The sequence below is a fragment of the Ramlibacter tataouinensis genome, from assembly GCF_027941915.1.
In the GTDB taxonomy this organism is placed as follows: domain Bacteria; phylum Pseudomonadota; class Gammaproteobacteria; order Burkholderiales; family Burkholderiaceae_C; genus Ramlibacter; species Ramlibacter tataouinensis_C.
Genome location: NZ_CP116009.1, coordinates 2,656,314 through 2,670,133, shown reverse-complemented (window position 1 = coordinate 2,670,133; position 13,820 = coordinate 2,656,314). Strand labels below are relative to the sequence as shown.

17 protein-coding genes are annotated in these 13,820 nt (G+C 69.0%); 6 read left to right on the top strand and 11 right to left on the bottom strand.

All coding sequences use genetic code 11. The features are described from left to right. Complete coding sequence (locus PE066_RS12650) at window positions 1–750, bottom strand: hypothetical protein (protein WP_271232893.1); 750 nt, start codon at window positions 748–750, stop codon at window positions 1–3. 49 nt (window positions 751–799) lie between these two features. Between PE066_RS12650 and PE066_RS12645 the strand changes: the two genes are divergently transcribed. The 3 genes from PE066_RS12645 to PE066_RS12635 are packed head-to-tail and all read left to right on the top strand — an operon-like array spanning window position 800 to window position 2,974. After that, the gene (locus tag PE066_RS12645) at window positions 800–1,474 is read left to right on the top strand and encodes a LemA family protein (RefSeq protein ID WP_271232892.1); all 675 of its coding nucleotides are present in this window, start codon (window positions 800–802) and stop codon (window positions 1,472–1,474) included. Between the two features lie 4 nt (window positions 1,475–1,478). Next, a complete protein-coding gene (locus tag PE066_RS12640) occupies window positions 1,479–2,465 on the top strand; it encodes a TPM domain-containing protein (RefSeq protein WP_271232891.1) in 987 nt (328 codons plus the stop codon). After that, window positions 2,465–2,974 (top strand): TPM domain-containing protein, encoded by a 510-nt coding sequence (locus PE066_RS12635; RefSeq protein WP_271232890.1) that lies wholly within the window; start codon window positions 2,465–2,467, stop codon window positions 2,972–2,974. Before PE066_RS12640 ends, PE066_RS12635 begins: the two co-directional genes overlap by 1 nt. Before the next feature lie 12 nt (window positions 2,975–2,986). Here the strand turns inward: PE066_RS12635 and nhaR are convergent, their stop codons facing one another. Next, window positions 2,987–3,907: a transcriptional activator NhaR gene (gene nhaR / locus PE066_RS12630; protein WP_271232889.1), complete on the bottom strand. Its 921-nt coding sequence runs from the start codon at window positions 3,905–3,907 to the stop codon at window positions 2,987–2,989. Window positions 3,908–4,046: 139 nt separating this feature from the next. On the opposite strand from nhaR, the gene PE066_RS12625 reads away from it, so the two are divergent. After that, a complete protein-coding gene (locus PE066_RS12625) occupies window positions 4,047–4,484 on the top strand; it encodes a TerB family tellurite resistance protein (protein WP_271232888.1) in 438 nt (145 codons plus the stop codon). Further along, window positions 4,481–5,521, top strand: a complete 1,041-nt coding sequence (locus PE066_RS12620; protein ID WP_271232887.1) for a TerC family protein — start codon at window positions 4,481–4,483, stop codon at window positions 5,519–5,521. The genes PE066_RS12625 and PE066_RS12620 overlap by 4 nt, the downstream gene beginning before the upstream one ends. Window positions 5,522–5,666: 145 nt before the next feature. On the opposite strand, the gene PE066_RS12615 is transcribed toward PE066_RS12620, so the two are convergent. The 9 genes from PE066_RS12615 to PE066_RS12575 form a co-directional block, all read right to left on the bottom strand. After that, window positions 5,667–6,095 carry a F0F1 ATP synthase subunit epsilon gene (locus PE066_RS12615; RefSeq protein ID WP_271232886.1) on the bottom strand — a complete coding sequence of 143 codons (429 nt, stop codon included), beginning with the start codon at window positions 6,093–6,095 and terminating at the stop codon, window positions 5,667–5,669. Between the two features lie 3 nt (window positions 6,096–6,098). Beyond that, on the bottom strand, window positions 6,099–7,508 hold the full coding sequence (gene atpD, locus PE066_RS12610) for a F0F1 ATP synthase subunit beta (protein ID WP_271232885.1): 1,410 nt from the start codon (window positions 7,506–7,508) through the stop codon (window positions 6,099–6,101). Window positions 7,509–7,525: 17 nt separating this feature from the next. Continuing rightward, entirely contained in the window at window positions 7,526–8,401 is an 876-nt protein-coding gene (atpG, locus tag PE066_RS12605) for a F0F1 ATP synthase subunit gamma (RefSeq protein ID WP_271232884.1), read from the bottom strand. A 58-nt stretch (window positions 8,402–8,459) separates the two neighbouring features. Next, window positions 8,460–10,013: a F0F1 ATP synthase subunit alpha gene (atpA, locus tag PE066_RS12600; protein ID WP_271232883.1), complete on the bottom strand. Its 1,554-nt coding sequence runs from the start codon at window positions 10,011–10,013 to the stop codon at window positions 8,460–8,462. 35 nt (window positions 10,014–10,048) lie between these two features. After that, window positions 10,049–10,579 (bottom strand): F0F1 ATP synthase subunit delta, encoded by a 531-nt coding sequence (locus tag PE066_RS12595; protein WP_271232882.1) that lies wholly within the window; start codon window positions 10,577–10,579, stop codon window positions 10,049–10,051. Window positions 10,580–10,590: 11 nt separating this feature from the next. Then, complete coding sequence (locus PE066_RS12590) at window positions 10,591–11,061, bottom strand: F0F1 ATP synthase subunit B (RefSeq protein WP_271232881.1); 471 nt, start codon at window positions 11,059–11,061, stop codon at window positions 10,591–10,593. Between the two features lie 72 nt (window positions 11,062–11,133). Further along, entirely contained in the window at window positions 11,134–11,397 is a 264-nt protein-coding gene (gene atpE, locus PE066_RS12585) for a F0F1 ATP synthase subunit C (protein ID WP_440480530.1), read from the bottom strand. Between the two features lie 52 nt (window positions 11,398–11,449). Beyond that, window positions 11,450–12,298: a F0F1 ATP synthase subunit A gene (atpB, locus tag PE066_RS12580; RefSeq protein ID WP_271232880.1), complete on the bottom strand. Its 849-nt coding sequence runs from the start codon at window positions 12,296–12,298 to the stop codon at window positions 11,450–11,452. Window positions 12,299–12,314: 16 nt separating this feature from the next. Then, window positions 12,315–12,800 (bottom strand): ATP synthase subunit I, encoded by a 486-nt coding sequence (locus PE066_RS12575; protein WP_271232879.1) that lies wholly within the window; start codon window positions 12,798–12,800, stop codon window positions 12,315–12,317. Window positions 12,801–12,925: 125 nt separating this feature from the next. On the opposite strand from PE066_RS12575, the gene PE066_RS12570 reads away from it, so the two are divergent. Further along, the gene (locus PE066_RS12570; RefSeq protein ID WP_271232878.1) at window positions 12,926–13,819 is read left to right on the top strand and encodes a D-amino acid aminotransferase; all 894 of its coding nucleotides are present in this window, start codon (window positions 12,926–12,928) and stop codon (window positions 13,817–13,819) included. The last annotated feature ends 1 nt before the right edge of the window (window position 13,820 follow it).

Sequence of the window (13,820 nt, the reverse complement as noted above, 5' to 3'; positions counted from 1 at the left end):
TCAGCGGCGCAGCCAGGCGTGCACCGCCTCCTGCGCCGGGCCCTGCGCCGCGCGCCACACCGTCTCCGGCGCGGCCACGTGGATGCCCGGCGGCGCGGCCTGCAGCGCCGCGGCGACGAACTCGGCGACCTTGGCCGAGCGCACCGGCTGCTCGCTGTCGGGCAGCATGTACTTGAACACCGAACCCATCCAGCGGGCCAGCCCGGCCAGCGGCCCGCCGCCGACGACCGGCTCGGGCTTGCGGGCGCTGCGCACGATCAGCAGGCGCTCGAAGCCGAGCGCCGCCACCGCCTGCTCATCCAGGCTGGCCAGCCCGCGCTTGAGCGCCTCGGGCAGGCGCCCCTGCGCGTGCGGCAGCACGATCGCCAGCGTGCGCACCCCGCTGCGGCGCATCCACTGCGCGAGCGCGGGCAACTGCCCGGGCCGGGGCGTCCACAGCGCGCGCTCGCGGTCGTAGAACAGGCGCGGCGGCTCGAACAGCACCAGGCCGGTGTCGGCGGCGCCGGGCGCCCACTGCGCGGGGTCGTCGCCTTCCACCAGCCGGCTGCCGACGCCGCGCAGGCCGGCGCGGATCGGCTCGCGCGCCAGCACTTCCGTGCTGCCGTAGCGCTGCAGGCCGACCAGCCGGCGCAGCACTTCGTTGCCGAGCACGCCGGTGGCGCCGGCGATGACCAGGCGCGAGGGCGGCGGCGCCGTCCGGGCCGGGTCGCGCGCGGCCGCCTGCAGGGCGTGGATCGGCTCATGCCGCATGGCTTCTATGCTACCGTCGGCGACGATCCCTGCTGCAGGAGACGCCCCGATGCGCCACTGGTTCGCCCTCATCGCCCTGACCCTGTCGCTCACGCTCACCGGCTGCGGCTACAACGACTTCCAGCGACTGGACGAACAGACCCGCTCGGCCTGGTCCGAGGTGCTCAACCAGTACCAGCGCCGCGCCGACCTGGTGCCCAACCTGGTGGCCACCGTCAAGGGCGAAGCCAACTTCGAGCAGGAGACGCTCAGCCGGGTGATCGAGGCGCGTTCCAAGGCCACCTCGATGCAGGTCACGCCCGAGACGCTGAACGATCCGCAGGCGTTCCAGCGCTTCCAGCAGGCCCAGGGCGAGCTGTCCAGCGCCCTGAGCCGGCTGATGGTGGTGGTCGAGCGCTACCCGGACCTGAAGGCCAACCAGGGCTTTCGCGACCTGCGCGTGCAGCTCGAGGGCACCGAGAACCGCATCACGGTGGCGCGCAACCGCTACATCCAGGCCGTGCAGCAGTACAACGTGCTCACGCGCAGCTTCCCGACCAACCTGACGGCCATGGTGTTCAACTACGAGCCCAAGCCCAACTTCACGGTGCAGAACGAGGCCGAGATCTCGCGGCCGCCGCAGGTGGATTTCGGCGGCGCGGCACGGCCGGCCGCGCCGGCGGCACCTGCTGCGCCCGCCGCTTCGGGTGCGCCGTCCACGCCGGCCGGGACACCGACCCGCTAGCCGCATGGGCGGCCGGCCTCGTTCGTCGACGGCAGGAGGCGGTAGCGCGCCCCGGCCTGCCGCTGCCGCGCCGGCGGCGATCCAGGTCTTCGCACGGCTCCTGCTCTCGTGCTTCGTCGGCCTGCTGCTGGCATGGTCCTGGGGACCGGCCGCCGCCCAGGACGTCCTTCCCGTCCCCGAGCTCACCGCCCGCGTCGTCGACCAGACCGGCACGCTCGACGACAGCCAGCGCAAGGGGCTGGAGGACAAGCTGGCCGCCTTCGAGCAGCGCAGCGGCACGCAGATCGTGATGCTGCTGGTGCCCACCACGCAGCCGGAGGACATCTTCAGCTATGCCAACCGGGTCGCCAACACCTGGAAGATCGGCCGCCGGGACGTGGGCGACGGCATCCTGGTCATCGTCGCCAAGGAGGACCGGCAGGTCCGCATCGAGGTGGCCAAGACGCTGGAGGGCGCGGTGCCGGACCTGGCCGCGAAGATCATCATCGACGAGGCGATCACGCCGCGCTTTCGCCAGGGCGACTTCGCCGGCGGGTTGCAGGCCGCGGCCGACCGGCTGATCGCACGCGTCAGCGGCGAAGCGCTGCCGGCGCCCGGGCAGCGTGGCCAGGGACGGGCGCCGGGCTTCGACTGGTTCGACCTGGCGATCTTCCTGTTCTTCGCCGTGCCGATCGCCGGCGCCGTGCTGCGCGGCATCTTCGGCCGCAAGCTCGGCTCGCTGCTCACCGGCGGCGGCGTCGGCGGGCTGGCCCTGCTGATCACGTCCAGCCTCGTGGTGGGACTGGCGGCCGGCGTGCTGGCGCTGCTGTTCTCGATGCTGTCCGGCCTCGGCGGGCTGGGCGGGCGCCGGCGCGGCTGGGGCGGGCCGGTGACCTTTCCCGGCGGCGGCTGGGGCGGGGGTGGCCGCGGCGGCGGCTGGGGCGGTGGCGGCGGCTTCGGCTCCGGCGGCGGCGGCGATTTCGGCGGCGGCGGCGCCTCGGGGAGCTGGTGATGTGGCACAGGATCCGGCGCATCGCGCGCCACCGCTGGCTCGATGAAGACGACACCCGCAAGGCGATCCCGCCCCAGCTGGCCGAGCGCCTGGCCGCGCGGGTGGCGGCCAGCGAGCGGCGCCACAGCGGCGAGATCCGCATCTACGTGGAAGCCGGGCTGCCGCTGAGCTACCTGTGGCGCGACGCCGGCGTGCGCGAACGGGCTGTCGCCATGTTCGGCAAGCTGCGCGTGTGGGACACCGAGCACAACAACGGCGTGCTGATCTACCTGCTGCTGGCCGAGCACGCGATCGAGATCGTGGCCGACCGCGGGCTGGCGCGGCGCATCGAGCCGGGCCACTGGCACGCCATCGTGCAGCACATGCGCGAGGCCTTCCGCGCCGGCCGCTTCGAAGACGGGCTCACGCAAGCACTGGAGGAGGTGTCGGCGCTGCTGGTCGAGCACTTCCCGTTGCAGCCCGGCCAGGCCAACCCGAACGAGTTGCCGGACCCGCCGGCCCTTGGCTGAAGGGCCCGGCCGTCAGGTGGCGAACAGCTCCTGGCGCGCCGACGCGGTGATGGCCGCGATCGCCGGTTGAGTGATGCGCCGCTCGCCGGTGATGCCGTAGAACTCCTCCTGCACCTCCCCGGCGGTGCCGATCGCCTGCACCTCGTACTGGCGGGCGATCTCGCGGGCCAGCACGGCCGGCGCGGCGAAGACGCCGCTGCCCTCGCGGCCGAATGCCTTCATCAGGGCGGTGTCATCGAACTCGCCGGCCACCCGTGGCAGCACCCCCTGGCGGCGCATCCACGCGTCAAGGCGCGGCCGCAGCGCGGAATCCGGGCCCGGCAGCAGGGTCGGCAACTCGGCCAGCAGGACCGGGAACCGGGCGCGCGCGCCGCGCAGGGTCAGCCCGGCCTGCTGCAGCAAGGCCGGAGCCGCAAAGAACGAGACCGCGCTACGGCCGAGCAGGTGACTGTAGGCTCGCACGCCAACATGACCGGGCAGCGGTACATCCGACACCACGAGTTCGAGCCGGCGCAGCGCCAGCTCAGCGAGCAGCGCAGTGAGCTTGCCCTCGCTGCACTGCAGCCGCGGCGGGGGTGACATGCGCAGGGCCGGCTCCAGCACGTGCCAGGCGATCGCCTTGGGCACCGCGTCGGCGATGCCCACGCGCAGGACGGGCGACGGTGTCGCCGCTTCGCGCCCGCCCCGCAACGCGTGCTCCAACTCCTGTCCGAGGGCGAAGATCTCCTCGGCGTACTGCAGTGCCAGCCGCCCAGCCTCGGTGGGCTCGACCCCCCGGCCGGCCTTGCGCAGCAGCGGCTGGCCGACGCGCTCCTCCAGCAGCCGGATCTGGCTGCTGAGCGTCTGCGGAGTCAGGTGCAGCTGCTCGGCCGCGCGCAACACGCCGCCAGCGCGCACCACGCTCCAGAAGTAGTGCAGATGCCGATAGTTCACGGTCGCTCGGTCGGTCGGGCCAGACGAGGACATGGCGGCCCGACCCTTCGAGATTATCGAAGCTTGCTGCACGAATATCGATTTTTCTTGCGAGGTCGCCGGGCCTACATTGACCGCATCGATTCACTGGAGACCTGCGATGAGAGCCTATCCCCGCAACAGCCCGCACGCATCGGCGCGACTGGTCGCGCTGACCCTGATCGCCGACGGGCATCTCGGCAGCCGCGAACTCGCCGCACTCGAGCGCGCCGGCGCGCACGAACAACTGGGCCTGGGTCCAGCCGATCTGCACGAGGTACTGCGGCACTTGGCGGAAGACCTGGTCGCGACCGCCGGCTGGAGCGGCACGGCCGAGCTCGATCCGGCCATGGTCGGCGCACTGCTGTCCGAGGTCGACGACCCCGGGCTGCAGCAGACGGTGGCCGAGCTGGCGCTGGCCGCCGCGCAGGCGGACGGCCATCTGGCGTCCGGCGAGCAGGCCCTGCTCGCCAGTGCGCGCCTGCGCTGGGGCGTGGACTGCACTGACCGTGCAGCGAACGACGACCACCTCGCGTGGGGTGGACGGGAACAGACGTGACCGAAATACTGACGACCCCTTTCCTGGGGCAGGCGACCTGGCTCTGGCTGGTCTTCGCGGCCCTCGTCGTGATGCTGCTGGCGTTCGATTTGGGCGTGCTGCACCGCGACGATCACGAGATCGGTGTCAGCGAAAGCCTGTGGCTGTCGGCCGGTTACGTCGGTGCCGCCGCCGCCTTCGGCGGCTGGCTCTGGTGGCAGCTGGGCCCCGAGTCGGGGCTGGAGTACTTCACCGGTTACCTGATCGAGAAGTCGCTGTCGATGGACAACGTGTTCGTCATCGCGATGATCTTTTCGTTCTTCGCCATCCCGCGGCGGCTGCAGCACCGCGTGCTGTTCTGGGGCATCCTGGGCGTGCTGGTGCTGCGGGCCCTCCTGATCGGACTGGGCGCGGCGCTGGTGTCCCAGTTCGCCTGGGTGCTGTACCTGTTCGGCGCCTTCCTCGTGATCACCGGGATCAAGATGCTGTGGCTGGCCAACCACCCGCCGGACCTGGAGCGCAATCCGGTGCTGCGGCTGATGCGGCACATGCTGCGCGTGACGCCCGAGCTGCGGGGGAACGCGTTCTTCGTGCGCGAGCCGCTCGCCCGCGGCGGCGCGCCGGTGCTCTGGGTCACGCCCCTGTTCCTAGCGCTGTGCCTGGTGGAGTTCGCCGACCTGATCTTCGCGGTCGACTCGGTGCCCGCGATCTTTGCCATCACCACGGATCCGTTCATCGTCTACACGAGCAACATCTTCGCCATCCTGGGCCTGAGGGCGCTGTACTTCGCGCTGGCGGCGATGATCCACCGCTTCGTGTACCTGAAGTATGCGCTGGGCCTGGTGCTGGTGTTCATCGGCGGCAAGATCTTCCTGGTGAACATCACCGGCAAGATCCCGCCGGCGATCAGCCTGTCGGTCACGGCCGGGCTCATCGCCGGTGGCGTGCTGGTTTCGCTGTGGAAGACACGCTCGGCGGTCTTGCCGACTGCCAACGGCGGCGGGGCGCGCCGCGCCCGGGATCCGGTGTCGCGAGGCGACGGCAAGCGGTACCGCTGATCGGTGCCATCCGCGCGCTACGCCGGGCCGGCAAGAAAAAAGCCCCCGCCTTTCGGGCGGGGGCTCGAGAGCGCGGGTTTTTAGCGCGTTCTTGTTTCGGGCGGATGGAGCAGGCGCTGCGCGCTTGCTCTGTCCCCGGAGTCGTCTACTTCTTCTGCCGGTACTTCTGCAGCGCCGCGATTTGCGCCGCCATGATGGCCAGCTCGGATTGCGCCCGGGCGATGTCGATTTCGCTCTTGGCGTTCTTCAGCGCTTCCTCGGCGGCGCGCTTGGCTTCGGCGGCCTTTTCCTCGTCCAGGTCCTTGCCGCGGATGGCGGTGTCGGACAGCACGGTGACGCGGGTCGGCTGCACCTCCAGGATGCCGCCGGCCACGAACACGAACTCCTCGCTACCGTCGGCCTTCTCGATGCGCACCGAGCCGGGCCGCACGCGCGTGATCAGCGGCGTGTGGCGCGGGTAGATGCCGAGCTCGCCGGCCTCGCCGGGCAGGGCGACGAAGCGCGCCTCGCCCGAGAAGATCGACTCCTCGGCGCTGACCACGTCCACGTGGATGGTGTGGGTCGGGTCCGCCATGGCTTAGGCCGCCAGCTTCTTGGCCTTCTCGAAGGCTTCGTCGATGGTGCCGACCATGTAGAAGGCCTGCTCGGGCAGGTGGTCGCACTCGCCGGCCACGATCATCTTGAAGCCGCGGATGGTCTCGGACAGCGGCACGTACTTGCCGGGCGAGCCGGTGAACACCTCGGCCACGTGGAACGGCTGCGACAGGAAGCGCTGGATCTTGCGCGCGCGCGCCACGGCCAGCTTGTCTTCCGGCGACAGTTCGTCCATGCCCAGGATCGCGATGATGTCGCGCAGTTCCTTGTAGCGCTGCAGGGTGGCCTGCACCGCGCGGGTGGTGGTGTAGTGGTCCTCGCCGACCACGTTCGGGTCGACCTGGCGGCTGGTGGAGTCCAGCGGGTCCACCGCCGGGTAGATACCCAGCGCGGCGATGTCGCGCGACAGCACCACGGTGGCGTCCAGGTGGGCGAAGGTGGTGGCGGGCGACGGGTCGGTCAGGTCGTCCGCGGGCACGTACACGGCCTGGATCGAGGTGATCGAGCCGACCTTGGTGGAGGTGATGCGCTCCTGCAGGCGGCCCATTTCCTCGGCCAGCGTCGGCTGGTAGCCCACGGCGGACGGCATCCGGCCCAGCAGCGCGGACACTTCGGTGCCGGCCAGCGTGTAGCGGTAGATGTTGTCCACGAAGAACAGCACGTCGCGGCCTTCGTCGCGGAACGATTCGGCGATGGTCAGGCCGGTCAGCGCCACGCGCAGGCGGTTGCCCGGGGGCTCGTTCATCTGGCCGTACACCATGGCCACCTTGGACTCGCCGAGGTTCTCCAGGTTCACGACGCCGGATTCGGCCATCTCGTGGTAGAAGTCGTTGCCCTCGCGGGTGCGCTCACCCACGCCGGCGAACACCGACAGGCCCGAGTGCGCCTTGGCGATGTTGTTGATCAGCTCCATCATGTTCACGGTCTTGCCGACGCCGGCGCCGCCGAACAGGCCCACCTTGCCGCCCTTGGCGAACGGGCAGATCAGGTCGATCACCTTGATGCCGGTCTCCAGCAGTTCCTGCGAGGGCGACAGCTCGTCGTACGCGGGGGCCCTGCGGTGGATCGGGGCGGTCAGCGCCTGGTCGACCGGGCCGCGCTCGTCGATCGGGTTGCCCAGCACGTCCATGATGCGGCCCAGGGTGGCCTTGCCCACCGGCACCGTGATCGGCGCGCCGGTGTTGTAGACCATGGAGCCGCGGCGCAGGCCGTCGGACGAGCCCAGCGCAATGGTGCGCACCACGCCGTCGCCCAGCTGCTGCTGCACTTCCAGCGTCAGCGCGCTGCCTTCCATCTTCAGCGCGTCGTACACGCGCGGCATGTTCTCGCGCGGGAACTCGACGTCCACCACGGCGCCGATGCACTGGACGATTTTTCCTTGGACTTGAGCCATTCTTTGCTCCGTTAAATTCAAACAGCGGCCGCGCCGGACACGATCTCGGAGAGTTCCTTCGTGATCGCCGCCTGGCGCGTCTTGTTGTAGACCAGCTTGAGTTCGTTGATCAGGTTGCCGGCGTTGTCGGTGGCGGCCTTCATGGCCACCATGCGGGCCGACTGCTCGGACGCCATGTTCTCGGCCACCGCCTGATAGACCAGCGCCTCGACGTAGCGCAGCAGCAGGTCGTCGATCACCGTCTTGGCGTCGGGCTCGTAGATGTAGTCCCAGCCCGGCTCGCCGGCCGCATGGGTCTCGGCGCGCATCTTGTCGGCCGACAGCGGCAGCAGGGTCTCGACCACCGGCTCCTGCTTCATCGTGTTGATGAAGCGCGTGTAGCACAGGTAGACGGCATTGAGCTTGCCTTCGGCGTACTGGTCCAGCAGCACCTTGACCGGGCCGATCAGCCGCTCGAGGTGTGGCGTGTCGCCCAGCTGGGTGGCGTGCGAGACCACCTGCGCGCCGATGCGGTTGAGAAAGCCCAGGCCCTTGTTGCCGATGGCCACGGTCTGGGCGCTCACGCCCTGTTCCTGCAGCTCGCGCAGCTTGGTCGTGACCACGCGCAGCACGTTGGTGTTGAGGCCGCCGCACAGGCCCTTGTCGGTGGAGACCACGATGAAGCCCGCCGCCTTCACGTCGCTGTGGCGCATGAAGGCGTGGGTGTACTCGGGGTTGGCCTTGCCGAGGTTGGCCGCGATGTTGCGGACCTTGTCGCTGTAGGGGCGGGCCGCGCGCATGCGGTCCTGCGCCTTGCGCATCTTGGAGGCGGCGACCATTTCCATGGCCTTGGTGATCTTCTTGGTGTTCTCCACCGATTTGATCTTGCCGCGAATCTCTTTGCCTGCAGCCATTGCTAGTTTCCTGGTGTCCCGTGCGCACCGGCGGGGCCGGCGCGCACGAAAAGCGGGGTTAGGCGAAGGTCTTCTTGAACGCTTCGATGGCGCCGGTCAGCTCGGCCTCGGCATCCTTGTCCATGGCCTTCTGCGTTTCCAGCTTGTCCAGCAAGCCGGCGTGCTTGTCCTTGAGCCAGCCGTGCAGGCCCGACTCGAACGACAGCACCTTCTTGACGTCGATATCGTCCAGGTAGCCCTTGTTCACCGCGAACAGCGAAGCGGCCATCAGCGAGATGGGCAGCGGGCTGTACTGCGGCTGCTTGAGCAGTTCCGTCACGCGGGCGCCGCGATCGAGCTGCTTGCGGGTGGCGGCGTCCAGGTCGGAGGCGAACTGGGCGAACGCGGCCAGCTCACGGTACTGCGCCAGGTCGGTACGGATACCGCCGGACAGGCCCTTGATCAGCTTGGTCTGGGCGGCACCGCCCACGCGCGACACCGAGATGCCGGCGTTGATGGCGGGACGGATGCCGGCGTTGAACAGGCTGGTTTCCAGGAAGATCTGGCCGTCGGTGATCGAGATCACGTTGGTCGGCACGAACGCGGACACGTCGCCGGCCTGCGTCTCGATGATCGGCAGCGCCGTCAGCGAACCGGTCTTGCCCTTGACCTCGCCCTTGGTGAAGGCCTCGACGTAGTCGGCGTTCACGCGCGCGGCGCGCTCCAGCAGACGGCTGTGGAGGTAGAACACGTCGCCCGGGTAGGCTTCGCGGCCCGGCGGGCGGCGCAGCAGCAGCGACACCTGGCGGTAGGCGACAGCCTGCTTGGACAGGTCGTCATAGATGATCAACGCGTCCTGTCCGCGGTCGCGGAAGTACTCGCCCATCGTGCAGCCCGAATACGCGGAGACGTACTGCATGGCGGCGGATTCGGAAGCGGAGGCCGCGACCACGATGGTGTATTCCATCGCACCGTGCTGCTCCAGCGCGCGCACGATGTTCTTGATCGTGGACGCCTTCTGGCCGATCGCGACGTACACGCAGGTCATGTTCTGACCCTTCTGGTTGATGATCGTGTCAATCGCGACCGTGGATTTGCCGGTCTGGCGGTCGCCGATGATCAGCTCGCGCTGGCCACGGCCGATCGGCACCATCGAGTCGATCGACTTCAGGCCGGTCTGCACCGGCTGGTCGACCGACTTGCGCGCGATCACGCCCGGGGCGACCTTCTCGATCACGTCGGTCATCTTGGCATTGATCGGGCCCTTGCCGTCGATCGGCTGGCCCAGCGCGTTCACCACCCGGCCGATCAGCTCCGGGCCGACCGGCACTTCCAGGATGCGGCCCGTGCACTTGACGGTGTCGCCCTCGGAGATGTGCTCGTACTCGCCCAGGATCACCGCGCCGACCGAGTCGCGCTCGAGGTTCAGCGCCAGGCCGAACGTCGGGGTGCCGTCCTTGGTGGCCGGGAACTCCAGCATTTCGCCGGCCATCGCCTCGGACAGGCCGTGGATGCGGACGATGCCGTCGGTCACGGAGATCACCGTGCCCTGGTTGCGGATGTCGGCACTGGCGGACAGGCCCTCGATCCGGCTCTTGATCAGTTCGGAAATTTCTGCGGGATTGAGCTGCATGACTCGTTCCTTGTGTCCTTGGGAGCGGGCGGCCGTCAGGCCGTCAGCGCAACTTTCATTTGCTCGAGGCGGGCCTTGACCGAGGTGTCGAGCACCTCGTCGCCGACCACCACGCGGATGCCGCCGATCAGCGACGGATCCTCCTGCACCGTGACATTGAGCTTGCGGCCGAAGCGGCGCTCCAGTGTCTGCGCCACCTCGCCCAGGCTGGCTGCCGGGATCGGGAAGGCGCTGTAGACGATGGCGTCGGAGGCGCCGCTCTGGGCGTTCTTCATGGCCCGGAACTGCGCGCCCACCTCGGGCAGCGCGGCCAGCCGGCCGTTGTCGATCACGGTGCGCAGGAAGTTCTGGCCCACCGTCGGCAGCGGCTGGCGCAGCACGCCGGCGACCAGGTCGAACACTTCCTTGTCCGTGACCTTGGGATTGTCGGCGTACTGCAGCAACTGCTCGTTGCCGGCCACGGCGGCCAGCGCGTCCAGCCACTGCGCAGTGCCGTCCAGGTCAGCGGCGCAGGACTTGAACAGCGCCTCGGCGTACGGGCGGGCGATGGTGGCGAGTTCGGCCATGCGTCGGTCCCTTACAGCTCGGTCTTCAGGCGGTTGAGCAGGTCGGCATGGACGCCGGCGTTGACTTCCTTGCGCAGGATCTGCTCGGCACCCTTGACCGCCAGCGCGGCCACCTGCTCGCGCAGCGCCTCGCGGGCCTTCACCGTCTGCTGCTCGGCTTCGGCGCGGGCGGCTGCCACGATCTTGGCCGCCTCGTCGCCGGCGCGACCCTTGGCTTCCTCGACGATGGCCTGGGCGCGGCGCTCGGCGTCGGCCAGCAGCGATGCGATCTGGTTGCGCGACTTGCCCAGCTCCTCGTCGACCTTGGCGTTGGCGGCGGCGAGTTCGGACTTGGCCCGGTCCGCGGCGGCCAGCCCCTCGGCGATCTTGGTGGCGCGCTCGTCCAGCGCGGCGGCGATCGGCGGCCACACGTACTTCATCGTGAACGCCACCAGCAGCAGGAACACGATGATCTGAATGATGAGGGTACCGGTGATGCTCACTGTTTCATCCTTGTCCCCGGCACTCGGCGCGCCGGGAAAGACGTTGACGAAGGAAGATCCGCCCGCGGCGGCTTACTTCGGCAGGTTGGCCAGCTGACCCAGGAACGGGTTGGCGGTGGCGAACCACAGGGCGATACCGACGCCGATGATGAAGGCCGCGTCGATCAGGCCCACCAGCAGGAACATCTTGGTCTGCAGCTCGTTCATCAGCTCGGGCTGGCGGGCGGCCGACTCGAGGTACTTGCTGCCCATGATGCCGATGCCGATGCAGGCGCCGATGGCACCGAGGCCGATGATCAGGCCGGCGGCCAGGGCGACAAAGCTGATAACTTCCATGATTGCTCCTAAGGGACTTTGGGTTGGTTGGGAAAGGGAAGGGAAAACCGGATCAGTGGGCGTCGTGCGCCTGGCCGACGTACACGAGCGCCAGCATCATGAACACGAACGCCTGCAGCGTGATGATCAGGATGTGGAAGACGGCCCAGGCCCAGCCGGCGATGACGTGGCCGATCGCCAGGAAGATGCCGGTGGCCGAGAGCGACCAGGCGCCGCCCATCAGGGCGATCAGCATGAACACCAGTTCGCCGGCGTACATGTTGCCGAACAGCCGCATGCCGTGCGAGATGGTCTTGGAGACGAACTCGATGACCTGCATGGCGAAGTTGGGGATCCACAGCAGCGGGTGCGAGCCGAACGGAGCGGTGAACAGCTCGTGGATCCAGCCGCCCAGGCCCTTGATCTTGATGTTGTAGTACAGGCAGATCAGCAGCACGGCCACCGACAGGCCCATGGAGACCGACAGGTCGGCGGTCGGCACCACGCGCATGTAGTCGGGCGAGCCGACGGCCGGTGCCACGCCGTGCCAGATCTGCGGAAGCAGGTCCACCGGCAGCAGGTCCATCGCGTTCATCACCAGGATCCAGAGGAACACCACCAGCGCCAGCGGGCTGACGAACTTGCGGCTCTCGGCACTGTGCACGATGCCCTTGGCCTGCGACTCGACCATCTCGACCAGGATCTCCACGGCCGCCTGGAAGCGCCCCGGCACCCCCGGGGTGGCCTTGCGTGCCGCCTTCCAGAGGAAGTAGCAGGTGACCACCCCCAGCAGGATCGCCCAGAACAGCGAGTCGAAATTGAAGACACCAAAGTCGAGCACGTTGCCCGGCGTCTTGTTCTGCAGGTGCTGCAGGTGGTGGACGATGTACTCGCCTGCGCTCGGTCCGGTTTCGGCAGCCATGTTGTCGTGCGTCTCTTCAGTTCGTCTTCGGGGGCCGCCCGCGCGGTGCAATCGCCAGCGCCACCCAGTACACCTTCATCGCGAGCACCAGCCCCACCAGCAGCGCCGGCCAGCTCAACTCGCGCACCAGCCTTGGCGCGGCCATCAACATGGCCACCGTCAAGGCGATCTTGACCATCTCCCACAGCATGAAGCCGAACGCCGCGGTGCCCGCATTGAGCGAGGCAATCCGCCCGGTCAGGCCCCGCGCGAAGACCGCGGCGGGAACCGCCACGGCCAGCGCGCCGTACCCAACCGACCACCCGACGTTGTGCTTGCCGGTGATGGCCCAGGCCACGAGCGCCGCGACCAGCCCCACCACCGCCTGCCCCCCGACCACCCACCAGGGGGAAACCGGCGGGTGCTGTTCGCGCAGCTTTCGCGCCTCCTCGGCGCTCAGCGGCTTGACTGGGGATTGCTCGTCCTCCCAGGGCTCAGGCAGCGGGGCAACTGTTTTTTTCATTGAGAGCAGCCCCAGCCCTTGGCCCTGAAATCCACAAAGCCGCCCATTATAAGTAGAAACCCAAGGCCGAAATCCACGGCTGGGCTGGGCCGGACAGCCGGGCGGCTCGGCGCGACAATCGCGCCATGAACGACACCCCCGCCCCGCTGCCCGACCTGCCCTGCTACCTCAACGGCGAGATCACCCGCGTCGACCAGGCGCGCGTGAGCGTGCTCGACCGCGGCTTCATCTTCGGCGACGGCGTGTACGAGGTGGTTCCGGTGTATGGCGGCCGGCCGTTCCGCTTCGACGAGCACATGGCGCGGCTGGACCGCAGCCTGGGCGAGTTGCGCATCGCCAACCCGATGGCCCGCGCCCAATGGCGCGCACTGGTGGACCAGCTGGTGCAGGCCTACGCCCGCCATGTCGGCCAGCCCGCCGACGCCACGAACCAGATGGTCTACATGCAGGTCACCCGCGGCGTGGCCATGCGCGACCACGTGATGCTGCCGAACCTGCAGCCGACCGTGTTCGCGATGAGCAACCGGCTGCCGCTGTACAGCGCCGAGGACCGCGCCCGCGGCGTGGCCTGCATCAGCGCCGAGGACTTCCGCTGGAAGAAGGCGCACATCAAGAGCACCAGCCTGCTGGGCTCGGTCATGGCCCGCCAGCTCAGCGCCGACCAGGGCGCGGCGGAGACCGTGATGTTCCGCGACGGCATGCTGTCCGAGGCCGCCGCGTCCAACGTCTGGGTCGTCAAGGACGGCAAGGTGCTGGGCGCGCCGCGCGACAACCTGGTGCTGGAAGGCATCCGCTACGGGCTGATGGAGCAGCTGTGCCGCGCCGCCGGCATCCCGTTCGAGCTGCGCCGGGTCAGCCGCGAGGAGGTGCTGGCGGCCGACGAGCTGCTGCTGACCTCGGCCACCAAGGAAGTGCTGGCGATCACCACGATGGACGGCCAGCCGGTTGGAAACGGGCGCCCCGGCCCCATCTACGACAAGCTCTACGCCGGCTACCAACAAGCCAAGCAATCCTCCTGAC